Genomic DNA, 24759 nt, shown 5'->3' with positions numbered 1-24759 from the left:
CTATCGTTTTGGGATAAACGGCGCAAACTAAGCATGTTTCTGGTTTATAATTCGGATATACTTTCTGAAGGCGACTTTCGCCTGTTAATAAATGACCGCGCTTTTCAATACGGCGACGGCCTCTTCGAAACCATTCGCTACGAAGCGAATCGAGTCTGGTTCTGGCCCGATCACTATGCCCGCCTATCGGCAGGTATGACGGCCTTACAGCTTACACAACCCAAAAACTTGACGTCCGAAACCGTTCACGCGGCTATTTTACACCTTCTCAGGGTCAATGACCTCACCCGTCAGCCCGCCCGAATCAAAATCCAGGTTTGGCGGCAAGCTGGTGGTTTATACACACCTGCCACGAATGAAGCCAACCTACTTATCACGGTGCGGCCCGGAAATGCCTTTTCAATCACAGAAAAAGCCCAAACAGGGATTTATGACGCCTTTCGGTTATCGCCATCTCCCGTTTCGGCTTTTAAAACCCTGAATGCCCTTCCCTACGTGCTGGCGGGTGTGTATAAAGAACAACATAAACTCGATGACGTCATCTTGCTCGATACCGATGGTCATCTTGCCGAATGCCTGGCCTCCACCCTATTCTGGTACGCCCACGGAACCTTATACACGCCCTCTTTGCAAACCGGCTGCATCAACGGCATTGTCCGGCAGCAATGTTTACGTACAGCCCCAGCGTTGGGTATTTCCGTGCAGGAGGGCCTTTACAAACCTGAACTACTGAGCGAAACCGAAGCCGTATTCTGCGCAAACGTAATGGGCATTCAATGGCTGACTCAGGTAAATACTATCAGTATACGTCCGTCAGGCGAGGCAGCAGAACGGCTTAAGGCACTATGGCGTCACATTCAACGCTGAAGGTTCCAGCCAGCCATCTTTCAGGCGGATAATCCGTGACCCATATTCCGCATTTGATTCGGAGTGCGTTACCTGAACGATGGTTACGCCATCTTTCTGATTTAGCTCCCGAAATATATCCATAATGTCACGGGCCTGATCGGAGTGAAGATTGCCCGTCGGCTCATCCGCAAAAATGACGGATGGGTGTGCCGCCAGCGCCCGGGCAATGCCCACCAGTTGCTGCTGGCCACCCGATAATTGGGCGGGAAATAAATCTTTTCGGGCCACAATATTGAATCGGTCGAGCAGTTCGGCTACACGACTTTTGCGTTCGGAGCCGCTCAATCCTTTGTAAAGTAGAGGGGTTTCAATGTTTTCGTAAACAGTTAACTCATCAATCAGGTGATAGGCCTGAAATACGAATCCGATTTGTGTCCGATGGAGTTCGGTACGTCTTTTCTCGGATAATTTCTGCACCGGCTGGTCGTCGAGCAGGTACTCTCCTTCGGATGGCTCTTCCAGTAGACCCAGGATGTGCAGTAGCGTGGACTTACCCGACCCCGACGGTCCCATGATCGAGACGAACTCGCCCTGGGCAATATCGAGGGAGATATTACGCAGCACATAGGTCCGTCCGAAGCCAGCCGGGTAGTATTTAGAGACGTTGTGGAGTTGAATCATAATTGGTTACTTTTGAAAAGGTTTTTGCGTAGGTTAAGGCTATGTGAGTTTCTGATGTTAATGGCATTCCTGCCGATATAAAACCCGAATTCGATATAAGTATCCGAAGGTGAACGTAGGCTGACCGAACAGTCATCGTTATCAATGGTTCTACAGTTGAAATAAAATTCTTTTCTTTAGCGGTTCAAGCGTCGTGCCAGAATCATAAAACTCTAATTGACAGAATTTTACCCACTATACCCGTATCAGCAGCGTCCGCTTACGGACAAATATACCGTTGAAATCGGACACCTTTGGGGTTCATCATGCAACGTAACCTGCTTTTTCGTCATCTATTAATAAAGCTAAAACCATCTACACAATGAAAGCAATTGCTCTAGTACTTTTCATGCTGGTAGCGGGTTCGCATACGGCCAGCAGCCAATGGAAAAAAGACCGGACGGTTTCCGGTTTTACGGGCCTGAGCGTGACCAGTGGTATAGACGTATACCTGACACAGGGCAATTCGGAAAAATTGACCCTAGACGTAAGAGGGCTGGAAGAAGACCAGATCGTTTCGCGCGTCAGAAATGGAGTTCTTGAGCTGTACGTCGATCGAAAAGGCATGAACTGGAATTTTAACCAGGGCAACTCTGTAAAAGCCTATATTACCTTCAAGCAATTAACCAATCTGCAGGCCAATGGCGGCTCCGATGTATTTGGCCAGGGGACCCTGTCATTTAATGACCTGAACGTGGACGCTTCAGGAGGATCTGACGTAAAATTAGACCTCAGAGCGGAGCGATTAAATGTGTCGGCATCGGGTGGAGCCGATGCGATTCTGCAGGGCTCAGCCCGGACACTCAATGCCAGTGGTTCGGGAGGTTCCGACCTCGACGCCCGTAAACTCATCGCTGAGACGTGTAATGCCAGCTCATCAGGGGGCTCTGACGTGTATGTCAATGCCAGCAAGGAAATGAGCTTAAAAGCCTCAGGGGGCTCTGACATCTATTACTACGGTCACGGAAAAGTGCTGGCAAGTAGTAAATCTGGTGGCTCAGATATTAAGCGGAAAGATTAACGTTTGTAGTTTGTCGTTTGAAGTCCGTAGTTTGTAGTTTGAACAGGAACACCCGGCAGTTCTATAAAGCGAACGGGTAAACGTTCAACCCTCAAACGACAAACTGATTTGACACCTACTATCGGAATTCTCGGCGGGGGCCAGCTTGGCCTCATGCTTTTGCAAGCTTCTATTGACTGGAACCTCCGCGTTCATGTACTCGATGCCGACGCCGAAGCTCCCTGTCGGCACCTTTGCACTCAGTTTACGCAGGGCTCCCTAACGGATTATGACACGGTTTACCAGTTTGGTCAGGCGGTTGATGTCCTGACCATCGAAATTGAACGCGTCAATGTAGATGCGCTCGAAGCCCTCGAGCGGGAAGGAAAACGGGTTTTCCCACAACCCTCTGTCATTCGCATCATTCAGGACAAGCGATTACAAAAGCAATTTTATCGCGACCATAACCTGCCAACGGCTGATTTCATTTTAACCGACACTCGGGCCGATGTAGCCCTGCTCGAGATTCAACAGCCCGATTTCCTGCCTGCTTTTCATAAGCTCGGCCGCGATGGCTATGACGGTCGTGGTGTTCAACGGATTGCGTCGGTGGCCGATGTCGGGAAAGCGTTCGATGCTCCCGGCGTACTCGAAAAAGCGGTTGACTTTGAGAAAGAGCTGGCCGTAATCGTGGCCCGTAATGAGCGGGGCGAGATGCAGACATTTCCAACGGTAGAGATGGTGTTTCACCCCGAATTGAATCTAGTGGAGTACCTGTTTGCTCCGGCGGAAATCTCGGCAACAATCAATCAACAAGCGCAGGACATCGCCCGACGAACTACGGAAGCCTTTGGCATCGTAGGGCTGCTGGCTGTGGAATTATTTCTGGATAAACACGGCAACGTATTGATCAACGAAGTTGCTCCGCGTCCGCACAACAGCGGCCACCATACAATGCGCGCCAACGTTACCTCTCAGTTTGAGCAGCATTGGCGCGCAATCTTGAACTACCCACTCGGCGACACCACGGCCTATCAGCCAGCCGCCATGGTCAACCTGCTTGGCGAAGAGGGTCATACAGGGCCTGCCGTTTACGAAGGCCTGCAACATCTATTAGCCATGCCGGGCGTCTTCCCTTTTTTCTACGGAAAAGCCATTACCAAACCTTTCCGCAAAATGGGCCACGTAACCGTCATGGACCACTCCCTGGATAGTCTGCGGGAAAAAGTAAATGACGTCAAAAAAGGAATTCGGGTAATTTCCACGTAGAGACGCATACTTGCGTCTCATTCGCGTCAGCAATGTGGAGAGACGAAACGAAACACATATTACTGACGTGCCTGAGTGAGACGCAAATATGCGTCTCTACATTTACGCAACTGTATTTTCCAGCGTTCCAATCCCATCGATGGTGATCCGAATCTGGTCACCCGACCGAAGGGTGAAATTATCAGGGGGAACAATACCCGTCCCCGTCATCAGGAAGCAACCGTACGAAAAAGAGCACTCCCGGTAGAGAAACGAGACAAGTTCGGTATGCTGCCGCTTCATCTGACTGATGGCGATGCTATTGGTAAAGGCAGCCTGATCATCCCGGATAATTTCCAGTTGGATTTGTGTATCAGCCGCAATGGGTGCATTGGGAACGTACAGGCATGGGCCCAGGGCCGCAGCTCCATCGTAACTTTTGGCCTGGGGTAGATAAAGTGGATTTTCGCCTTCGATACTCCGCGAACTCATGTCGTTGCCGCAGGTATACGCTACAATTTTGCCCGACGACGTCACGAATAACGTTAATTCCGGTTCTGGCACATTCCAGTTCGAATCGGCCCGAATGCGAACCGCTGCGCCCGGCCCGACTACGCGTTCGGATGTCGACTTAAAGAATAATTCGGGCCGCTCAGCATCATAAACCCGATCGTAGAAGTTATCTCCTCCTGACTTTTTCGACTCCTCCATACGAGCATCCCGGCTCCGTAGGTACGTTACGCCGGATGCCCATACTTCCTGACGGCCAATGGGTGCGAGCAATCCGGATGACGTTGCCGCCCGGTATTCATCCGATGGCTCAGCAACCGCAGTCAGGGTGTTTAAGAATTCATGCAAATCATCTCGGTTGATCAATTCGTCCCAATCTGCGCCAGGAATGGAATAAAATTGATTTTGCGATTCAGCGATGATGCCGGTACGAGTTTTGTAAAGTTTCATAAGTGACAAACTAAGCGGTAATTGGCCAACAAACAGACCAATTTATCCCTAAAAGGTGTTATATTGTATAGTTTACTGTCAACCCGAGATGCTGCAAAAAACACGGGGTATTGCCCTCAGTTATATTCGCTACCGCGAAACCTCCATCATTGCCCGCGTATACACGGAAGAGTTTGGCTTGCAAAGTTACATTGTCAATAGTGTCCGAACGGCCAAGAGCAAAAATAACCGCATTGCGCTTTTTCAGCCGTTAACGTTGCTGGAAATGGTGGTTTACTTCAAAAGTGACCGTGATCTGACCCGGCTTTCGGAGGTCAAAACTAATTTTCCGTTCCAGAGCTTGCCCTTCGAAGTGGGCAAGTCTACCATTGCCATGTTCGTGACAGAGATGCTCAACAAAGTGCTGAAAGAAGAAACGGGCAGTCCGATACTTTTCCGTTTCCTGGTCGATTCGGTAGTTTTTCTGGAAGAAGCGAAGTCAAATTATGAAAATTTTCACCTCGTGTTTCTGTTCAAGCTTTCGTTTTTTTTGGGATTCGGGCCCGAGAGTGCGCGTGAGTTCGAGAGTCAGCTCCGCGAAAACTCATATCCTTTCTTACCCGACGAGGAGATGGATACCGCGTTGAATACGATGCTGCGCCAGCCCTTCGGCACGCCAATCAAGCTGGACCGATCTGCCCGGAATGAGCTGGCCGACGCCCTGGTCACGTACTACCACATTCATATTGACTCCCTAGGCGAAGTAAAGTCGCTGCCGGTGCTGCGCGAGGTGTTGGGATAAGGCGTGCTTCTTATACCGGAAATGACGGACAGATTATACTTTGCGTTTGAGTTCGAAATGTTGTCCAAGGTACACCCGCCGTACCTGTTCATCGTTGGCTAATTCCTCGGCAGTTCCCTGCTTTAGAATTTTCCCCTCGAATAACAGATAGGCCCGGTCGGTGATGGACAGCGTTTCATTCACATTGTGGTCAGTAATCAGGATGCCAATATTCCGGTGTTTCAATTTGGCAACAATACTCTGAATATCCTCAACGGCAATTGGATCGACGCCAGCAAAGGGTTCATCGAGCAGAATAAATTTAGGGTCAACGGCCAGCGCACGGGCAATCTCCGTCCGTCGGCGCTCCCCTCCGGAAAGCACCTTTCCTTTGCTTTTCCGAACGTGCGTCAGACTAAATTCTTCAAGCAGTTCCTCTACCTTTTCCTTCTGCTTTGCTTTGGGCAAATCGGTCATTTCCAGAACGGCCAGTACATTTTCTTCAACCGATAGATCGCGGAATACGGAGGCTTCCTGCGCCAGGTAACCCAGGCCAAGACGGGCCCGTTTGTACATGGGCAAATCGGTCACATCCATATCGTCGATAAAAACTTTCCCGCTATTGGGTTTCACCAGGCCAACAGCCATGTAGAACGACGTTGTTTTACCGGCTCCGTTTGGCCCCAGCAGCCCTACAATTTCGCCCGTTTCAACCTGATAGGATACGTTGTTGTTCACCAACCGCGATCCGTATTTTTTAATCAAATTTTCAGTTCTGAGAATCATTCTTATACGTTCTTGCTACACGCTGGTACGCTGTCAACCGGTACCACAAAGGTCGGGCTAATAGCAACGACTGGCAACTATATTTAAGTTGCTGTCCCGCTATTCCCCGTTAATTAACAAATATTATGGCTGAATCTTCCACTCCCTGGCGTATCCGTTTATTCAACGCTGACCGAAATCCCGTGTTGATGAGACGAAAATATGCGGCTATGCGCGAAAGTCCCTTCCGATTTTTTCGGGGAACCAGTCACCTGTTCAATCAGGATATCCCGGTCGATTCATTCCTTTGGAATGCTCCGCGAACATGGAATGTCGGCGACCTCCACATGGAGAATTTCGGGTCGTTTAAAGCGGACAATCGGGTCACCTATTTTGACCTGAATGACTTTGATGAGTGCATTCTAGCCCCTAATCTGACCGATCTGGCCCGCCTGACGTGTAGCCTGTTCGTGGCCGCCGATGACTTGAACCTACACGCGGATGAACTAGATCATCTGGTCAAAACCTTCACCGATTCGTATGCACTTGCGCTGGCTCGTGGCTACGTCCGGCAACTGGAACAGGATACCGCCACGGGAATTATTCGCACGCTGCTTCGTTCGGTGGAGTGCCGGAAACGGCATTTGTTTCTCGAAAGCCGGGTTGCATACAAAAAGCGGCATACCCTCTTTCGAAAGCGGATGTTGTTTACGCCTAAAATTGATCAGGCCACAAAAACCCATATTACCAACGTAATAAACGGCTGGGCGGAAAGCCAGCCCGATCCTCGTTTTTTTTCTGTGCTGGATGTAGCTCATCGTGTGGCCGGAACGGGCAGTCTGGGCATTGAACGATTTATGATTCTGGTTCGGGGGTCAGGACGCCCCGGCAGGGAGTACCTGCTGGATTTAAAGCGAGCCCGACAGTCAACGCTTCAAATTCGTCTGGCCGATCAGCAGCCGTTTTGGTTCAGCGAAGCCGAACGGATTGTTGAAGTTCAGAAACGAATTCAGGCAGCTTCACCGGCATTACTTCATCCGTTATTGATGCCCGATGGTGCGTCGTATGTATTGCGTGAACTTCAGCCCAGCGAAGACAAGATCAGCCTGACCGAGTTAAGTGGTAAGGTAAAGAAACTGGAAAATCTGCTTGGCAGTATGGGGCACTTATGCGCCTGGGGGCAGTTGCGCAGTAGTGGTCGGCAGGGATCAGCCATTGCCGACGAACTAATCGCTTTTGGGCTGGATTATGCCAGCTGGCGTGACCAGCTTATTGACTATGCCCGACAATATGCCCATCAGGTTAAAGCCGATTATGCCGTTTATTGCATCGCCTACGACGATGGCTACTTCAACGTATAGTTCATAAACCAACCGATGTTCCTTTACGCCCTAACATCTTTTAACATCAACTGTAGGGTGGTATTCCCGTTGTAATGGTTTTGCTCAACCTGATAACAGATAGAGAACGGATGACCGGGCCGGAGTTGATCCGCAACGTGAGCAAACCCAAAACCAATGGCCGTCAAGGTCTGCCCACCCCTGCCCTGACGAACGTTTATTTTGAGGTGTTTCTCTTTCATAATGATTGGCTCACTAACCAGATAAACGTCCTCCGTCATGAATGTGGGTTGCATATTATGTGGCCCAAAGGGACCCATTTGCCGCACGATCCGGTACAGCTTATCGTTGATTTCGCTGAAATCCAGTGGTAAATCAACGTCGATCAGTGGGGTCAGGTGTTCCTCCTTGATGGTGCGAGAAACAACTTCTTCAAATTTTTTACGGAATGCATCGATGTTACTGACCGACATGGTCATACCAGCCGCGAAGGTGTGCCCGCCAAATTGCTCCAGCAAATCGGAACATTCTTCAATGGCTTCGTACACATCGAAACCCGGCACCGATCGGGCCGACCCGGCCGCCTTGTCATTCGATTGGGTGAGAATAATGGTTGGCCGGTGAAAGTGTTCGATGCAGCGTGAGGCTACGATACCAATAACTCCTTTGTGCCAGGTAGCGTCGAAAAGGACCGTGCTTTTTGCCTGCGTTAATAGCTTATTGTCGCGAATCATGGCCAGTGCCTGTTCCGTAATACTGCTGTCAAATTCGCGTCGGCTGTTGTTGTGTTTGTTGATCGCCATCGCAAACTCGTCCGCTTCCTCTTCCGATTCAGCCAGTAAAAGCTGCACGGCTGCTTTAGCGTGCTGAATTCGACCAGCGGCATTGATCCGCGGCCCAAGCCCAAATACCAGGTTGGTAATGTCCAGCTCCCGTGAGAAACCGGCTATTTTAATCAACGCCTTCAGCCCCGTGCGCGGATCTGAATTCAGTTGCTTCAACCCGTAGTACGCTAGAACCCGGTTTTCACCGGTAACCGGTACAATATCCGAGGCAATGCTGACCGCTACCAGATCAAGGCATGGATATAGCTGACGTAGATCAATTTCTTTATGCAGGCAAAATGCATGGAGCAGCTTAAAACCCACGCCACAACCGCTCAATTCTTTATATGGATACGCACAATCGTCCCGTTTGGGGTCCAGCACAGCGGCTGCATCGGGCAGTTCATCGCCCGGACGGTGGTGATCACAAATGATGAAGTCAACGCCAAGGGCCTTTGCTTCGGCTACCCGCTCGACCGACTTGATACCACAGTCTAAGGCAATAATTAACGTAAACCCATTATCGGCTGCCCATTGAATACCCTGCTGCGAAATACCATAACCTTCCTTATACCGGTCCGGAATATAATAATCGATGGCCGTGTGATAGTTTTTCAAAAAGCCGTACACGAGGGCTACGGATGTCGTCCCATCCACATCATAATCGCCATAGATGAGGATTTTCTCCTGCCGTTCGGGGAGCATGGCCATTTGCAGGCGCGTTATGGCCCGATCCATGTCCTTCATTTCGAACGGGTTATGCAAATGATCTATTTCAGGGCGAAAGAACATCCGCGCTTCTTCGTAGGTTTGCACACCTCGTTGTATCAACAGGGCCGCCAGGAATGGACTAACCCCGAGCGAATTGGTCAATGTTTCTATCGCGCCCTGCTGCTCCACCGAATCCGGGAAGGGTTTGGTGATCCAGCGTTTTACAGGAGGTGACGATTGGGCTATCATAATTGCAAGATAAATCCGTTTTTAGAAAAACTCTCTATTTATGTTCTATTTGCTTTCTCTTTTTGCCCTGCTATCATCCAGACCAGCGCCAACGGCTCCTGCCGCAAAAACCAGCTTAACCATTGAGGTACACAACATTCGTACGCTCAACGGTGCTGTATACGTTGCTCTCTTCCGGCCTGGAAAAGATTTCCCCGAAGGGAAACCCGTCGAAGGCAAAAAGGTGGATGCTACCAGCGAACGGGTACGCACGAGCTTCTCCGTTGAACCGGGCGCGTATGCCATAGCCGTTTACCATGACGAAAATGGAAACGGAAAAATGGATAAAAAGATGTTCGGCATTCCCAAAGAACCGTACGGGTTCAGTAACGATTTCCGGCCTAAACTATCAGCGCCAAAATTCAGTGACTGCGAATTCAGTGTGGGCAATGACGGCAAAACGGTTCGAATCCAGCTTAACTAGGAATTATTAAAAAAAGCAGTCATAGTCAGACAACTGGTTCGATTTACACCTGAGATTATCGCTGGAGTTGTGGACTTTAAGGCGAATCTTAGGTGTAAATTTTAGAATTGCCGGGAATCCTATGAGAAAGCCTGGTCCATTCAGATTTTTTTTGTAATTTTATCCGGCAAATAACATCACTTGTCTATTTGCCATGAGCTTAGATACCAGTAAATTTCTCTACGAGGCTCTCACCTACGACGACGTATTGCTTTTACCTGCCTATTCGGAGGTACTCCCGCGCGATACGCAAACCGTTACCCAACTCACCCGTACCATCCAGCTAAATGTCCCCCTGATCTCGGCGGCTATGGACACCGTTACCGAATCGGCGCTGGCGATTGCGATGGCGCAGGAGGGCGGTATCGGTATTATCCACAAAAACATGAGCATCGAGGCTCAGGCCGACCAGGTTCGGAAAGTAAAGCGCTCCGAGAGCGGGATGATCATTGACCCCATCACCCTACTCGAAACCGCTTCGCTTGCCGACGCGCTGAAGATCATGCGTGAGTTCAAAATTGGTGGTATTCCGGTTGTGGATGAGAACAATAAGTTGGTTGGTATCCTCACCAACCGCGATCTACGATTCCAGAGTGATCTGTCGCAACCCGTTACCGGTATCATGACGCGTGAAAATCTCATTACGGCACGCGAAGGGCTGACGCTCGAAGAAGCCGAGAGTATTTTGCAGCAGTACCGGATTGAAAAACTCCCGATCGTCAACAACGATTATCATTTGGTTGGGCTGATCACGTACAAAGACATTCTCAAGAAAAAGAGTCACCCCAATGCCTGTAAGGATGAATTGGGGCGGTTACGTGTCGGAGCGGCCGTTGGCGTTACGCCCGATTTAACCCGGCGCATCGAGGCCCTTGTCAAAGCGGGCGTTGACGTAATCAGTGTCGATACGGCACATGGTCACTCCAAGGGTGTTCTGGATGCGGTTCGGAGTATCAAACAGCAGTTTCCCAAATTACAGGTCATGGCGGGTAACGTGGCAACGGGTGAAGGCGCGAAGGCTTTGGCCGATGCCGGTGCCGACGCAGTGAAAGTTGGCGTAGGACCGGGCAGTATCTGCACTACCCGGATCATTGCCGGCATTGGCATGCCCCAGTTGACGGCTGTGTATGAAGCCGCCAAAGCACTACAGGGTACGGGCGTTCCTGTTATTGCCGACGGTGGCATTCGTTTCTCGGGTGATATCACAAAAGCGCTGGCCGGTGGTGCCAGCACGGTTATGATTGGCTCGGTTCTGGCCGGTACCGAAGAGGCTCCCGGCGAGATCGTTCTGTACGAAGGTCGTCGGTTCAAGACCTATCGCGGCATGGGCTCGGTGGAAGCGATGGAAGATGGCTCTAAAGACCGGTATTTCCAGGACGCCGAGGATGACATCAAGAAACTGGTTCCGGAGGGTATCGTTGGCCGGGTTCCGTTCAAAGGGAAAGTATCGGAAATCGTGTATCAGATGGTAGGCGGCCTGAAAGCCGGTATGGGCTACTGCGGTGCTATCGACATTCCAACGCTTCAACAAGCCAAATTCGTGAAGATTACAACGGCAGGTGCCCGCGAAAGCCACCCGCACGATATCTCGATTCAGAAAGAAGCTCCGAATTATTCAGTAGGATAGAAGACGAGGTATGACGTATGGTCCATGGTGTAGGTGATATGCATACATCATAGACCATACGCTACCCACCTTTCTCTATATACGCCAGCCGTTCTTCATCACTTTTCGATGAGTCGGTAATAATAAATGGACAGACACTACAGGCCGTGGGGCCTGTCTGTTTATACCAGCGGCACTGCGCCCGAATGGCACAATGCGGTAACGCAATGGGCGCTGCCAAGTGCTGATTAACCGACATGACCAGATCGATCACCCCACACCGCCCGGATTGCCATTGACTACAGCCCGATTTAACACACCGATTAGCAAAACGAAAATGCTGTTCGGGATGATCGATGGCGGTGACAGCCTCTGTTAGGTCGGCAGTCATTGGTGCCGGTTCGGGCAGGAACCGCACTGACTGATCGGGGCCGACCACGCCCAGCAGCAACGCCCCTTCCTGAGCCGTTGCACTGGGACATAAGGTGGTTTGAGGCTGTAACATCAGCCTATTTGTTGAATTCCTTTCTGAAGATTTCGCTCGATTTGATTGATTTGCTCGGGGTTAACCTTGAAATCTTTGCCAACAAGCTGAAGCCAGCGCCCTAACCATTCTTTAGACGGGATGACTACGTACGGACCAAACCGTCCGGTACCATGAGGCCGTCGCCCACCGGCGGGACCATCATTGCCATCCGGGTCGTCGGGGTTGGGATAATCAGTTAAAGCGGCTGCAACCACGCGTTGAATTTCCGAAGCGATGTGATTTTCGAGCTTAGGCGAAAGTTTCAGACCACCCAGCAGGACATGAAACTCACTGCCTTTGACCGGTTTTGATGTTTCCATTTTGAGAAGTTCGTTAAAGGTGAAAACTTCATCAAAGGTCGGCTGACAGAGCAGCTTTTTACAGAGAAGAAATACGGAATTTACGTTCGTATAATTGCTGATTTTCAGCCAGGTAGCTCTACGGATATACAAAAAGTAGAAACCCTTACCGTGGCGTAGGGTTTACCTGGTCCCGCCAGCATTGGTAGCTCAGACTTCCGTTTGAGGCTCGACATAAAATACAGCACTGTTTGTTCCATGCGTGGTTAGGTTCACCTCACGGATGCCGATGCGGTAGCTATCGATAGCAAATTCGAGCGCATCCTGTTTCATCTGATAGAACGTAGACGGCGTCAGTAATACGAGCAGATTTCCCCGTTGAACAACCTTTTCTACATGGTAATGTCCGCAAATTACCGTTACATGGCACGGTAGTTCGCGTACCAGTTCCAGAAACTCTTCGCTTTGCCGAAACGCGTATTTGCGATCCATAAAGGCGACATCGGCGGGCAAAGGCGGATGGTGCATAAAAATCACTACGTTCGTATCGCGCAAGGCCAGCATATACTCCCGAAGCCAGTCCCACTGATTATCGGAAAAGAAGCCTTTCGACGAATCTAAAAACAGAGCCGGACGCCCTTCAAGCGGCAACGCATAATATAATTCGCCCGTGTGTACATCGTGCCGCTTGTTGAATACGCTAGCCAGCAGTACGGGGTCATCGTGATTACCCGAAATAATGTAGTTCGGAAAGGGGAGTTTGTCGATTTGCATCCTCACCCACTCATACGTTTCCTGATTACCAGTTGTATCGCAGATATCTCCGCCCAGCACCAGGCAATTCGGCTTCAACTCAGCCAGATAGTCCAGCGCCATCAAAAAGTTTTGCCGGACATCCACGTTCTGGACAAGATCACCGTCAGCACCCAGGTGCAAATCAGTCAGGAAAGCAATTCGCATAATGGAAGCGGAATGATGTAAGGTGTATCAGGTAAGGGCGTGTATGATGCGACGAATATAAACTATATACTATTTCATACATCTTTCTTGGCTTCATTCCAGTACACGTCCATTTCGGCCAGCGTCATATCGCTTAGCGATTTACCCTGGGCACGGGCCTGCTGTTCAATGTATTGAAAACGTTTAATAAATTTTTTATTGGTTCGTTCAAGGGCCGTTTCCGGATTGATATCGATGAACCGGGCATAGTTGACAAGTGAGAAAAGCAGATCGCCAAACTCTCCTTCGGCCCGTCGCTGGTCAATAACGGCATCCGTATCGGCATTGAATTCGGCTTTGAACTCCTGCATCTCCTCCTCTACTTTCTGCCAGACCTGCTCTTTTTCGTCCCAGTCGAAACCGGCGCCCCGCGCCTTCTCCTGAATCCGCATTGCCTTCACCAGAGCAGGTAACGAGCCCGGCACTCCGCCCAGAACCGACTTGTTTCCTTCCTTGAGCTTAAGCTGCTCCCAGTTCGCTTTCACCTGCTCTTCCGTTTCGGCAACAACCTTACCCCCGTTGGAATCGCCATAAATGTGCGGGTGACGGTGAATGAGCTTGTCGCAGATACCGTTCAGGACATCAGCCATGTCGAACTGGCCCGTTTCGGATGCGATTTTGGCATAAAAGACGAGGTGTAGTTGAATATCACCCAATTCCTTCCGAATCTCGGGCAAATCGTTTTCCAGAATAGCGTCGGAGAGTTCGTACGTTTCCTCGATGGTAAGGTGGCGCAGGCTATCCAGCGTCTGTTTGCGATCCCAGGGACACTGTTCGCGCAACTCATCCATGATAGTTAGAAGCCGGTCAAACGCCATCAGTTGTTCCCGACGGCGGGGAGTCATTTCAGTAAACGTCATACGGTAAAGATAAGGGAAAAACGAGGAACGGACTATGAAAGCCGGGATTACAGCTGCAGAAGGGGCGATTCGATCAGTGCAGCTGTCGATGGTTAGTGCAGTTGACGGATTTACCAGAACACCTAAAGTCAATATATCACACGCAAATAACGTTGGAAAAGGACGGGAAGAACTCATTTTATACACTTTACCTGACCCAATTAAATTTGGACAAGAAAACCTCGTAAGGACAGTCTGGTTCCGGCAGCAGATCGAATCAATTCTAAATCGCTAAAAATATTTATGCCTGTCTGCTTGACAGCAATTTGATTAATGTGTTTACTTTGCAAAACAAAGTACTTTATACTATGCATCTCTCCACAACCTCTCCTTACCCTTCCGGTATGATCTCTCCTCGCGACGCCCGTCCTGGCAAAGGGACCCGGGCACTGGCGCTCCTGACACTTACTGGACTTTGTCTGGTAACGACACGGGGTTTGTTGACGGGCAACTGGTGGTTTTTCATCATGCTGACCTGGAACCTGTTCCTGGCCTGGTTTCCGTTGGGTGTCGTGCTGGTCTTACGCGACTTACGGCAGTCGGGCTTTCGAAATAAATGGTTGCTGGCAGGTGGTCTGGCGAGTTGGCTGGCCTTTTTGCCCAATGCTCCTTACATCATTACCGATCTGTTCCATATCAAGGATATCGACCAGCCCTTACTCTGGTTCGACACCATGGCGCTGTTCGTTTTTGCCTTAACGGGCTTGCTGGTCGGTTTGTATTCCATTCTCATCGTTCATCGGATGCTTCGGCCCTTGGCGGGTACCTTACTAACATGGGCGCTGATCCTAAGCAGCCAGATTCTGTCAGGCTTTGGTATTTATCTGGGCCGCGTTGGCCGGTGGAATAGTTGGGATGTACTTACCAGTCCGACGGCACTAACGATGGCGATTGCCCGCGCCTATCATGACCACCTGAGCATAAAACTGACCATCGCTTACGGCTTTGTTCTGTTCCTGATGTACGTAGCTTTTTATTGGTACATCGAACACGAAAACGAGTTCGAGCGCAGTGCTCAATAAGCGTAAAACACTGATGCTGGTAGCTACATATCAGACGTCTGGCAACTAGAAAGCCTGTTCTTTTCGCATTAGATTTGCCAAATGATTGATTTTCCTAAAGTGCTGCGTAGTTTTCGGTTTGCGGGGCAGGGCATTCTGGATTTGTTTCGGTTTGAGAACAACGCCAAAGTGCATTTACTGGTGGCTATTCTGGTTATTGGTGCTGGGTTTGTCCTGGGCCTTAGCCCCTTAGAATGGACCATCATCTTAACCCAGATTGGGCTTGTTTGGGCGGCCGAAGCGTTTAACACCGCCATCGAGAAACTATGTGATTTTGTATCGCCGGGTTTACACCCACAAATCAAAGCCATTAAAGATCTCTCGTCCGGCGCGGTCCTGATTCTAACCATCGTGGCTGTGTTGGTGGGCCTTATTATTTTCGGCGGCCATGTACTACCCTTTATTTACCCATAAAACACATTCTCTTTTCTGTCATTTACCCTTTCCAACGCTTACCCTTTGCTCATGCACGAATCGCGCGAACATCTACAAACCCTGACGGAAATTCGTAGCCTGATGGAGCGTTCTTCTAAGTTTCTGTCACTAAGCGGCTTGTCGGGCGTTTCGGCAGGCGTAATCGCGCTGATAGGGGCCATTATCGTCTCGGCACGCTTACAGACGGGTTTATTTACGGCACTTCGCCACGATTATTCCGATGCCTATTATACCCACATGAATCGTCAGGAAGTCAGGGAGTTTCTGGTCACGGTGGCTCTGGTCGTCCTGGTACTGGCGTTGTTATCAGGAAGCTACTTCACGGTTCGAAAGGCCAGACGCCAGGGTCAGACCGTTTGGAATACATCATCGCAGCGATTAGTGTGGGGCATGCTTGTCCCGTTGGCTACCGGTGGCGTATTTTGCCTGGCGCTGTTGCAGTATAACCTAATCTGGCTGGCCTTTCCGGTAACGCTCATCTTTTACGGGCTGGCACTGCTGAATGGCAGTAAATATACCCTTCGCGATGTGGAGTCGCTGGCCTACTGCGAAATCGGCCTGGGCCTACTATCGTTGTTTTGGCCCGGCTACAACCTGCTAACCTGGGCTCTTGGGTTTGGCGTTTTGCACATCGTGTATGGCCTAGCCATGTATTTCAAATACGAACGAACTACTGAATGAAGAACGACCTGCTGGCTCAATTCAATAAAGCCTTTGAAAGCAAAGCACGGCTAGGCATCATGTCGGTACTGGTAGTCAATGAGTTCATGAGTTTCAACGCGCTTAAAGAGCTACTTGGCCTGACCGACGGGAATCTGGCCACCCACCTGCGTGCTCTGGAAGAAGCCGGTTATGTGGCTGTGCAAAAGCAATTTATTGGGCGTAAGCCCAACACAACCTACTCCGCCACCGATGCGGGTCAGCAAGCTTTTTCGGACCACCTGACCGCGCTGGAAGAATTTATTAAAAATCTGTAGAGCCCGACTCAGCGCTCGCTGTAAGGTAGCCCTTTGGTTTATCCTACAGCGAGTTATTACAATTACAGGGTTATGAAGTCAGCGTGGCCGCCAATGGAAAACAGGCACTTGTAGTCTTTCAGCGCTGCAACGGAACCTGAAGAAATATTTCCCAAACACTTTAGTGAGCTTCTACAGGAACACCGGCTGCAAAAAAACAGATTGTAGTCTGCAGAAAATTGCCAGTCAATGCGGGTTCAACAGTCTGTCTTACTTCTCCATTGGTTTTAAAGAAGCTCACCAAGTCTCGCCCCTACGCTTTCGACAGTCTCATCGGGCGCAGGCGCACCCTGAGTGGAATCGGCAGAAACATAGTCATTGCTTCGATTGACTGACTAGATTACGGCGCTGAATCCGGCGGGTTAAGGAACGTATAAATACGCCCGTTTAACTCACTCATTTTATGGATATGGCGCAGAAGCAGGGCCTGATTCGCTTCGTCAGACGCGTCCGTATTTTCCTCCAGCCATCTACCTCATGCACAAGTTGCGTTAACGTATGGGTCAATTGATTCTGCAAATCCCGGCATCGATCGGCCATCTCGGGAGAAAGGGCCCGCTCTTTTTTCAGCAAACTGGTAAGAAAAATATAGTTTGAAAGCAGGTTTTGAACCTCCACTTGCCATTGGCCTGCATGTGCAATTCTGCTGTTGGAAAGTGCGTCAATAAATTCCTTTCTAAATTTCATGCTTACGATGGTTGAAACGTGCTCCGAAAGCCTCTGAAAGTAGCTTAAGCCGGGGTGCCTGCTTCAGCAAAACTAGTAAGCCTTTTTGATAAGGTCATGTCACTTTTCTTTAACTTGTGCCGATCATTCATCCAGATTTGTTTTCATTATGAACATTTTATAAATCTATAATATATATTTTCAGTGATACTTTTCACCATAATCGGTTTATGTTTGTGTAGCCTTTTTTTAATCTTTATTAAAACGGTTGCCTTGGTTTCTGCCGGACAGCGACATGACGACATCAACACTTGACAAAGAAGCAGCACGGCTAGACGCCCTGGCCAGCTACCATATTCTGGATACATTGCCCGAACAGGAATACGATGCAATAACGCAAATTGCTTCTCATATCTGCCAGACGCCTATTTCGTTGATTGGTTTACTGGACGATCATCGGCAGTGGTATAAGTCAGTACATGGATTAGCTTTGTCGCAAACTATACGCCAGGATACGTTCTGCAATTATGCCATCGACCAACCAGATCACCTGATGATTGTTACAGATGCCCGTCTCGACGAGCGGTTCAGTACCAATCCATTCGTCACAAACGAAAATGGTATTCTTTTTTACGCGGGTATGCCCCTGGTCGATGGAGAAGGGCAGGCACTGGGAACCTTGTGCGTACTTGACTATAAACCCCGACAACTGTCAGCCCAGCAAGAAGAAACCTTGAAAGCGCTGGCTCGTCAGGTAGTCTCGCTACTACAACTGCGCCGAAGTCAGTTGCAGCTCGCCCAAGCCAGTCAGACGCTAAAAAACCTCAACCAGGAACTAAATCGGACGAATCAGACGCTTCAAACCGTTGTTGATACCTGCCCTGTCGGGTTGGTACTCTGGAAATCCGTCTGGAAACAGGATCAGATTGTCGACTTTCAGTACGTTTTTACCAACTCGGAGAATGCTGCCTTTACAGGTTTGCCGATTGAGCAGATGACCGGCCACCTGTTGACATCAGTGTTCCCGGAAGTGGTAAAAAATGGTTTTTTCGAGCGGTTATTAACTGTCATCCAAACGCAGCAACCGCAGCAATACCAACAAGTATATACATCCGGGCAACGAACAATCTGGGGTGAGTTTACTCTGACACCCTGTGGCGATGGCGTTTTATTCTCTTCTCAGGATATAACGCAGCTAAAAAACACAGAACAGGAGTTGAAGATTCATACGGATAACCTGACGCAGTTGGTTTCCGAACGAACAACCGAAATTTACCAGCTGTCGGCCTTACAAAAAGCAATATTCGAACATGCGGGTGTCGCCATCATGTCAACCGACACAGAGGGAATCATTCAGACGGTCAATCCAGCAGCTGCAAAACTGGTGGGCTATCGTGCCGATGAACTCATCGGGAAACACAATCCGGTTATGTTTTATGACCCTGACGACCTGGAAAATAAGGCTAAAAAACTAACCGAACAACTAGGCAGACCCATTTCACCAACCTTCGACTTATTTAAATTACTTGTTGATAACCAACCCGATAATTTTACGGTAATTAGTCGAGATGGGCGTCGTACGCCAGTGGTGCTCACCCGAACGGCACTTCGGGATGAATCGGGCATGATAACGGGTTACGTAGGTATGGCCACCGATATTACTACTCAGAAACAAATTGAAATGTTACTGCAGCAGTCGCTGGCAAGAGAGCAGGAATTGAACAAGTTGAAATCAAAATTTGTGACTACGGCATCTCATGAGTTTCGCACGCCACTTGCCACTATCCAATCCAGTGTCGAATTGGTGAAGCTTTACATGGAGCAGCCCAGGGAAGCCGCCCAGCCGGTTATTCAACGCCATTTGGCAAATATTGAAAATCAGATTCTCAATGTTAGTGGTATGTTGTCCGATCTGTTGAATGTGGCCAAAATCGAAGCCGGTAAAATTGATTATACCCCTCAACTAACCGACGTTAGTCAACTCGTTGATGATGTGATCCAGACTCACTTTGACGAACGGCAGGATAAACGAATGGTCGTCGTTGCGGTTACCGGCCAACCGCAGTTGGTATATCTGGACAAAAAGTTAATGACTCATGTGCTGGCCAACTTACTTTCCAACGCGTTTAAGTTCTCAGGTGAGAACCCGGCCCTGCACGTTCAGTTCGAACCGAAGCAGCTTGTCTTAACCGTTGTCGATACAGGTATTGGCATTCCGGCCGGCGAACTGTCGCAACTGTTCAATACCTTTTTTCGAGCCAGCAACGCCGGTACTATCCAGGGCTCAGGACTGGGGTTGGTGATTGCACGCCAGTTTGTCGAACTTCATGGGGGAAGCCTTACGGTTAAAAGCGAAGAGCACCGGGGCACGCATTGTACGATCAAAATTCCCTATCAATCTTACGGCTGTTGATTTCTGAACTATTTATCCGAAGCGCTACCCACCGTCATGCAGAAATTGTTATTAATTGAAGATGAGACACTTATTCGGGAGAACCTAGCTGAGCTGTTAGCTCTGAATGGGTTTGCTGTGTTTGTAGCCGCCAACGGAAAAGAAGGTATTGTACAGGCTACGCAGCAGCAGCCAGACCTGATCCTGTGCGATGTGATGATGCCCGAAATGGATGGCTTTCAAACCCTCGAAGTCATTCGCGCCAACCCGTTGTTGAGCCACACGCCCTTTTTGTTCCTCACGGCTAAAGCAGATATGACGGATACCCGCAAAGGAATGGCGTTGGGCGCCGACGACTACCTGACAAAGCCTTTTACGATGGATATCCTGCTGACAGCCATTCGGGCCAGGCTCCAGCGGGAAGCGCAACGAAAGGCGAATACCCAGAAACTTCTGCAGGAGCAGCTCAGGGCCATGACAAACCTCTCTACCCACGAATACAATACGCCCCTCACGGGAATACTGGGCTTTACTACCTTATTAATCGATTATTACGGAGAGTTTAGCCGCACCGAGAACTTGTCGATGCTGGACATGATCAAAGTGAATTGCCTGCGCCTGAAACGATCGCTGGACAATAACCGATTGATTACCCGATTGCAGACCGTTGACCCCTCGGACATCACCTACAGCTTTTTCAGTAATGGCCACTCCGATATTACGGTTGACGCGCTCAACAAGCATCTACTTTCGGCAAGCTATCGTCAAAATCGGCATATTCCGTGTCAGATAGAACTAGAGCAGGCCCACCTGCGTATCTCGCATGAAAACCTGGCGATCATTCTTGAGGAACTGACAGACAATGCCGTTAAGTTTTCGGATGAGGATCAATCGATTCATATAACTGGTCAGTTAAAACCAGATTATTATGAATTGACGCTGCTGAATCACGGACAGCCTTTTCATCAGGATGATATCAAACAAACAGCTGCTTACCGGCAATTCGAGCGCCCCAAGTACGAACAGCAAGGCTTCGGATTGGGTCTAGCCATTACACACAAGCTGTTAGAGTTCAATAAGGGGTCTCTACATATTGAGAGCATCGCTTTAGGCACAACGCAGGTGGTTGTTCAATTGCCTATATAGTCGTTTGTTTCCGTTGGTTTAACCGGGCACCCTTTATACGATTCAGCCTATACAAAAGCTGGTGGAATGCACCCGGAGGCTTTCATATAAGTTTCGATTACTTCACCGTAAAATCCGAATCTTTCAAGCCTTTATTGATCTTCACATTATCGATGGTCATGGTCATGGGCCCACGGGGCGATTGCTGTTGGATCGTCATCGGAAATTTGATGCCGTTAACATCTTTATAATCGGAATACACCATTGTTGACGTCATCTCCTCTCCTCTTTGTGATTTATTCGTCACCACAGACTGCACTTTGAGGCCCGTCGTCGCATCGAAGTTATCCGTCCAGGTAGCCGATCCATCGGCGGTTGTATGGCTTAGTTTGTAGGTGTCTTTGCCGTCTACTTTTTCCGGGCCGACCAGGGTCGTTTTCACCCCGTTTTCGGTGTAGTGCAACTCAGGAAAGAGGGTATTGGTCGCGGTCATCTGCAGGGCAGCTGGCCCCTCAATGGTACGGCTGCCCTGCATGCCTCCCATAGCCACCTTCGAGCCATCGCCCGTCTGCCTCATCACTTCCATACCGTTGGCATTGATAACCATAGAAAACTTGTTCGGCAGCTTCTGCTTCCGCGTGATCATGATAGCGCCCATCTGCCCTTCGCTGGACATGCTGGTGGTCACATCGGTCACTTTCATCAGAGCGTCTTTGCCTCCAATGGCAGCAATGTATTTGTCGATTACCTGATCGGCCGTTGGCGTTGTTTGCGCCAGAGCCGATTGCCAGCACGCGGTTAGCACGCCAACAAAAAATACTAGCTTTTTCATATTTTTTCAGCGAATGTATCTAGTCAAAGATATAGGGTAAACCTTAAAACAGCAATAGGCCGGATGCTTGTCGTCATTGATCAGGCCAACAGCGCGAACTGGGCTAAAAAGGTCAGAGCCCCTGTTACATAGCCAATTAGGGCAAGCCAGCTTATCCTGCGCAGATACCAGCCAAACGCCAGCTTTTCCATGCCCATAACCGCTACACCGGCCGCCGAGCCAATCAGCAGCAGACTGCCGCCCGTACCGGCGCAATAAGCCAGAAATGTCCACAATTTATCATCGACAGCGTAGGTCTGCATATCATACATTCCCATAGCCGCAGCCACGATGGGTACGTTATCGACCACCGCCGATGCAACGCCAATGAGCAGGACAATACTGTCCAGATGACCGACGGTTTGGCTCAATGAACTGGCCAGCGACCGTAGTACACCCGTCGATTCCAATGCCCCAACGGCCAGCAAAATACCGAGAAAGAATAGAATACTGGGCGTGTCGATCCGGCTTAAGGCGTAGGATGCCGTAAATTTTTTTCGCTCGGCTTCGTCTTTGTCGCTGTGCAAAATCTCTGAGGCTACCCAGATGAAACCAAGCACCAGCATCATGCCCATGTAGGGAGGCAAATGAGTGACTGATTTAAAAATAGGTACGAACAGCATACCGCCCAGCCCGATGGCCAGCATAATCCGCCGGTCACGGCGAGACATGGGCGTTACGTAAGGTCGGCTAATTCCCGACCTGGCAGTTGCTGGTTTTTCGTCTGTGCTGGATTTGTAAACGCGGGTTAGGATGAATAATGGCACCAGTAAAGAAACCAGACTGGGTAATAAGGCCGTGCGGATAATATGGCCCGTGGTAATCTGGCCACCAATCCAGAGCATGGTGGTCGTAACGTCGCCAATAGGCGACCAGGCCCCCCCGGCATTAGCTGCCAGAATAATCATACCCGCCACGACACGCCGATCTTCGGCATTTCGGATTAATTTACGGGCTACCGACACCATGACAATAGCGGTCGTAAGGTTATCCAGCAAAGCCGACAGGAAGAAGGCGAGCAGGCTTACAATCCAGAGGAGGGTGCGAATATTGCGGCTGGCGATACGGTCAGTAATGAGCGTAAACCCATCGTGCACATCAATCAATTCGACAACCGTCATGGCTCCCATCAGGAAAAACAAAATTTCAGCGGTATCCGTCAGGTGATGCTCCAGTTGATGCCCGACGGCTTCGGCATCGGTTGCCATAAGGGCGTAGGTTGCCCAGCAAATGATACCGGTAATGAGGGCAGTAGCCGTCTTGTTGATCTTAATGGAATGTTCCAGGGTAATTAGCAGGTAACCGATTACAAAGAGAACCGTCAGTATACTTGTCATAATGAGCTATTTTTTGCTAATTCTTGTTAGCCGCTTATGAACCTACCCGCGTCTATGTTCGTCATTCACCTTGCTTCACTTGGTCCGGATGGGATGGCTCTGTTTCCGTTTATTTTGGTCAAGCAACCAAATCCAGGGCCTACCCTCCTCAACCACGAACGAATTCATCTGCGCCAGCAAGCCGAACTGGGTATCGTTTTGTTCTATTTCTGGTATGTTCTGGAATACCTCATTCGCCGGGTGCAATATGGTCAGCATTATCAGGCGTACCGGAACATCAGCTTTGAGCGGGAAGCGTTCGCCAACGAACAGAACTTGGCGTACTTACAATCGCGACGATGGTGGGCCTTCTGGAAATACGTGCGGGAATGATTCATCAAGCTTTCGCCTTTCGCTTTCCCACGATGCCCGTCATAAGGACCAGATAGAGGAAAACGACGACCAGAAGCGGTATGCCTTGCCGGAAGCCCTGTAATCGTAAGTCCTCGGGAATGTTTAGATAAAGTAAAATTGTGATCAGGCCCCGTGGAGCTATCCACAGCAAGGCTCCTGATGTTCCCCAGTAGGTCAGCCGAAGCGTTACCCAGCGCCAGCCAATAATGATGAGCACGAATAAGGCACTCACAATCAGCGCGTCGACATCAATCAACTCCTGAGGAATGGTTACATAGCCCAAGATCAGGTAAAAGAACGTGCGCACGACAAAAGAACCTTCAGCCGTCAGGTTTTTGAGTTGATCCAGTTCTTTCTCAAACAGATCATTCTTGAGAATCAGGCTGAGTCGGCCGCGAATGAATAATTCCGTGTTGTTGAGAAACAAACCGAAAATAAGAATAAGCAGGAGCGACGACAGGTGGTTGATCTCGGCCAGTGCGTAGACCAGGAAAAGAACCGATATGATGGGCAGGAATTTGATGCGATGGTTGATTCGGCCAATCAGATAAAGCAGCAAAAAGCAGCAGATCAGGGAAATAATGGCCATAAAAAACGTATCCCGCGCAAAGAGCCATACCGCGCTCAAGACCGAATCCCGGCTCAGCAACAGAAAATTATAGGCCATGATCCCCAGAATACTGGCAAAGGCCGATTCGTAAACAGCGTATTCGCGCTGCCCCCCCGACAGTTGATCTACCCGCTGAACCGTTGCGGTACTGCTGATGATCGAAAACGGCAGCGCGGCAATCAGGCAATGGTAGAACGAGTCGTTCAGAAGCAGGTAGAGCATACCCGCCATGAGCAGGGTGCCGCCAACAATAGCCAGCAACGAAGCGAGCAGCGTTCGCCGTAGTACGCTCAACCGATCGGTGTGAAGCTCCAGGTCGAGCCCCCCTTCCAGCACAATCAGAATCAGGCCCAGCGTACCCAGCGTTGGTAAAATGGCATTGACGTAAAGAACCTGAACATCGAAATACTGCGTCGCCTGCCGGGTCAGCATGCCCAACAAGAGCAGTAACAAAACAGAGGGTGTTTTGAACCGGCTACTGAACAGGTCGAAGCCATAGGAAATCAATACCGATAAACTCAGGACTATAATCAGAATTGATGAATCCATTCGGCGGAAGAATGACTGAGCGATTGAGTAAATGAATGAATACCAGC

At 49.7% G+C, this 24759-nt stretch carries 27 protein-coding genes; 15 read left to right on the top strand and 12 right to left on the bottom strand.

The annotated features are described in order from the left end of the window. The first annotated feature begins 33 nt into the window (after positions 1-33). Positions 34-867, top strand: coding sequence for an aminotransferase class IV (locus ACYU8Y_RS01015; protein WP_460933282.1), 834 nt, complete (start codon positions 34-36; stop codon positions 865-867). On the opposite strand, the gene ACYU8Y_RS01010 is transcribed toward ACYU8Y_RS01015, so the two are convergent. Beyond that, on the bottom strand, positions 844-1530 hold the full coding sequence (locus ACYU8Y_RS01010) for an ABC transporter ATP-binding protein (protein ID WP_460933280.1): 687 nt from the start codon (positions 1528-1530) through the stop codon (positions 844-846). The two genes, ACYU8Y_RS01015 and ACYU8Y_RS01010, sit on opposite strands and share 24 nt — an antisense overlap. 361 nt (positions 1531-1891) lie before the next feature. On the opposite strand from ACYU8Y_RS01010, the gene ACYU8Y_RS01005 reads away from it, so the two are divergent. Both ACYU8Y_RS01005 and ACYU8Y_RS01000 read left to right on the top strand, forming a co-directional pair. Beyond that, the gene (locus ACYU8Y_RS01005) at positions 1892-2590 is read left to right on the top strand and encodes a head GIN domain-containing protein (protein WP_460933278.1); all 699 of its coding nucleotides are present in this window, start codon (positions 1892-1894) and stop codon (positions 2588-2590) included. Between the two features lie 108 nt (positions 2591-2698). Beyond that, positions 2699-3838 carry a 5-(carboxyamino)imidazole ribonucleotide synthase gene (locus tag ACYU8Y_RS01000; RefSeq protein ID WP_460933276.1) on the top strand — a complete coding sequence of 380 codons (1140 nt, stop codon included), beginning with the start codon at positions 2699-2701 and terminating at the stop codon, positions 3836-3838. 102 nt (positions 3839-3940) lie between these two features. Here ACYU8Y_RS01000 and ACYU8Y_RS00995 read toward each other — a convergent pair whose 3' ends face one another. Then, positions 3941-4777 carry a fumarylacetoacetate hydrolase family protein gene (locus ACYU8Y_RS00995; RefSeq protein WP_460933274.1) on the bottom strand — a complete coding sequence of 279 codons (837 nt, stop codon included), beginning with the start codon at positions 4775-4777 and terminating at the stop codon, positions 3941-3943. Between the two features lie 88 nt (positions 4778-4865). On the opposite strand from ACYU8Y_RS00995, the gene recO reads away from it, so the two are divergent. Next, positions 4866-5558 carry a DNA repair protein RecO gene (gene recO, locus ACYU8Y_RS00990; RefSeq protein WP_460933272.1) on the top strand — a complete coding sequence of 231 codons (693 nt, stop codon included), beginning with the start codon at positions 4866-4868 and terminating at the stop codon, positions 5556-5558. A gap of 33 nt (positions 5559-5591) precedes the next feature. On the opposite strand, the gene lptB is transcribed toward recO, so the two are convergent. Further along, complete coding sequence (lptB, locus tag ACYU8Y_RS00985) at positions 5592-6323, bottom strand: LPS export ABC transporter ATP-binding protein (protein WP_046376351.1); 732 nt, start codon at positions 6321-6323, stop codon at positions 5592-5594. Positions 6324-6448: 125 nt separating this feature from the next. Between lptB and ACYU8Y_RS00980 the strand changes: the two genes are divergently transcribed. After that, positions 6449-7663: a DUF2252 domain-containing protein gene (locus ACYU8Y_RS00980; protein WP_460933270.1), complete on the top strand. Its 1215-nt coding sequence runs from the start codon at positions 6449-6451 to the stop codon at positions 7661-7663. Positions 7664-7686: 23 nt separating this feature from the next. On the opposite strand, the gene recJ is transcribed toward ACYU8Y_RS00980, so the two are convergent. After that, complete coding sequence (gene recJ / locus ACYU8Y_RS00975) at positions 7687-9426, bottom strand: single-stranded-DNA-specific exonuclease RecJ (protein WP_460933268.1); 1740 nt, start codon at positions 9424-9426, stop codon at positions 7687-7689. 40 nt (positions 9427-9466) lie between these two features. Between recJ and ACYU8Y_RS00970 the strand changes: the two genes are divergently transcribed. Then, entirely contained in the window at positions 9467-9889 is a 423-nt protein-coding gene (locus tag ACYU8Y_RS00970) for a DUF2141 domain-containing protein (protein ID WP_460933266.1), read from the top strand. A gap of 193 nt (positions 9890-10082) precedes the next feature. Then, complete coding sequence (gene guaB / locus ACYU8Y_RS00965; RefSeq protein ID WP_460933264.1) at positions 10083-11555, top strand: IMP dehydrogenase; 1473 nt, start codon at positions 10083-10085, stop codon at positions 11553-11555. A gap of 61 nt (positions 11556-11616) precedes the next feature. Here the strand turns inward: guaB and ACYU8Y_RS00960 are convergent, their stop codons facing one another. From ACYU8Y_RS00960 to mazG, 4 genes are all read right to left on the bottom strand, one after another. Beyond that, the gene (locus ACYU8Y_RS00960; RefSeq protein ID WP_460933262.1) at positions 11617-12039 is read right to left on the bottom strand and encodes a hypothetical protein; all 423 of its coding nucleotides are present in this window, start codon (positions 12037-12039) and stop codon (positions 11617-11619) included. After that, complete coding sequence (locus ACYU8Y_RS00955) at positions 12039-12380, bottom strand: hypothetical protein (RefSeq protein ID WP_460933260.1); 342 nt, start codon at positions 12378-12380, stop codon at positions 12039-12041. The genes ACYU8Y_RS00960 and ACYU8Y_RS00955 overlap by 1 nt, the downstream gene beginning before the upstream one ends. Positions 12381-12569: 189 nt before the next feature. Beyond that, positions 12570-13319 (bottom strand): metallophosphoesterase, encoded by a 750-nt coding sequence (locus ACYU8Y_RS00950; protein ID WP_460933258.1) that lies wholly within the window; start codon positions 13317-13319, stop codon positions 12570-12572. A 74-nt stretch (positions 13320-13393) separates the two neighbouring features. Further along, positions 13394-14218, bottom strand: a complete 825-nt coding sequence (gene mazG, locus ACYU8Y_RS00945; protein ID WP_460933256.1) for a nucleoside triphosphate pyrophosphohydrolase — start codon at positions 14216-14218, stop codon at positions 13394-13396. A gap of 347 nt (positions 14219-14565) precedes the next feature. On the opposite strand from mazG, the gene ACYU8Y_RS00940 reads away from it, so the two are divergent. From ACYU8Y_RS00940 to ACYU8Y_RS00920, 5 genes are all read left to right on the top strand, one after another. After that, positions 14566-15279, top strand: coding sequence for a DUF1361 domain-containing protein (locus ACYU8Y_RS00940; protein ID WP_460933254.1), 714 nt, complete (start codon positions 14566-14568; stop codon positions 15277-15279). 81 nt (positions 15280-15360) lie between these two features. Beyond that, complete coding sequence (locus ACYU8Y_RS00935) at positions 15361-15732, top strand: diacylglycerol kinase family protein (RefSeq protein ID WP_460933252.1); 372 nt, start codon at positions 15361-15363, stop codon at positions 15730-15732. Positions 15733-15783: 51 nt separating this feature from the next. Then, a complete protein-coding gene (locus ACYU8Y_RS00930) occupies positions 15784-16434 on the top strand; it encodes a hypothetical protein (protein ID WP_460933250.1) in 651 nt (216 codons plus the stop codon). Beyond that, complete coding sequence (locus ACYU8Y_RS00925; RefSeq protein WP_460933248.1) at positions 16431-16730, top strand: winged helix-turn-helix domain-containing protein; 300 nt, start codon at positions 16431-16433, stop codon at positions 16728-16730. Before ACYU8Y_RS00930 ends, ACYU8Y_RS00925 begins: the two co-directional genes overlap by 4 nt. A 163-nt stretch (positions 16731-16893) precedes the next feature. After that, the gene (locus ACYU8Y_RS00920) at positions 16894-17100 is read left to right on the top strand and encodes a helix-turn-helix domain-containing protein (RefSeq protein WP_460933246.1); all 207 of its coding nucleotides are present in this window, start codon (positions 16894-16896) and stop codon (positions 17098-17100) included. A gap of 65 nt (positions 17101-17165) precedes the next feature. On the opposite strand, the gene ACYU8Y_RS00915 is transcribed toward ACYU8Y_RS00920, so the two are convergent. Further along, positions 17166-17456, bottom strand: coding sequence for a hypothetical protein (locus ACYU8Y_RS00915; protein WP_460933244.1), 291 nt, complete (start codon positions 17454-17456; stop codon positions 17166-17168). Between the two features lie 274 nt (positions 17457-17730). On the opposite strand from ACYU8Y_RS00915, the gene ACYU8Y_RS00910 reads away from it, so the two are divergent. Next, positions 17731-19848, top strand: a complete 2118-nt coding sequence (locus tag ACYU8Y_RS00910; protein WP_460933242.1) for a sensor histidine kinase — start codon at positions 17731-17733, stop codon at positions 19846-19848. A gap of 36 nt (positions 19849-19884) precedes the next feature. Continuing rightward, on the top strand, positions 19885-20973 hold the full coding sequence (locus ACYU8Y_RS00905; RefSeq protein ID WP_460933240.1) for a hybrid sensor histidine kinase/response regulator: 1089 nt from the start codon (positions 19885-19887) through the stop codon (positions 20971-20973). Between the two features lie 97 nt (positions 20974-21070). Here the strand turns inward: ACYU8Y_RS00905 and ACYU8Y_RS00900 are convergent, their stop codons facing one another. Continuing rightward, positions 21071-21784 carry a hypothetical protein gene (locus ACYU8Y_RS00900; RefSeq protein WP_460933238.1) on the bottom strand — a complete coding sequence of 238 codons (714 nt, stop codon included), beginning with the start codon at positions 21782-21784 and terminating at the stop codon, positions 21071-21073. 80 nt (positions 21785-21864) lie between these two features. Then, positions 21865-23160 (bottom strand): sodium:proton antiporter NhaD, encoded by a 1296-nt coding sequence (gene nhaD, locus ACYU8Y_RS00895; RefSeq protein WP_460933236.1) that lies wholly within the window; start codon positions 23158-23160, stop codon positions 21865-21867. A gap of 36 nt (positions 23161-23196) precedes the next feature. On the opposite strand from nhaD, the gene ACYU8Y_RS00890 reads away from it, so the two are divergent. Continuing rightward, positions 23197-23532 carry a hypothetical protein gene (locus ACYU8Y_RS00890; RefSeq protein WP_460933235.1) on the top strand — a complete coding sequence of 112 codons (336 nt, stop codon included), beginning with the start codon at positions 23197-23199 and terminating at the stop codon, positions 23530-23532. A 4-nt stretch (positions 23533-23536) separates the two neighbouring features. Here ACYU8Y_RS00890 and ACYU8Y_RS00885 read toward each other — a convergent pair whose 3' ends face one another. Continuing rightward, positions 23537-24712: a sodium:proton exchanger gene (locus ACYU8Y_RS00885; RefSeq protein WP_460933233.1), complete on the bottom strand. Its 1176-nt coding sequence runs from the start codon at positions 24710-24712 to the stop codon at positions 23537-23539. Positions 24713-24759: the final 47 nt, after the last annotated feature.

The organism is Spirosoma humi (assembly GCF_054776575.1).
Note: the sequence above shows the minus strand (reverse complement) of the source record. Positions and strands in the feature narration are given on the sequence as shown.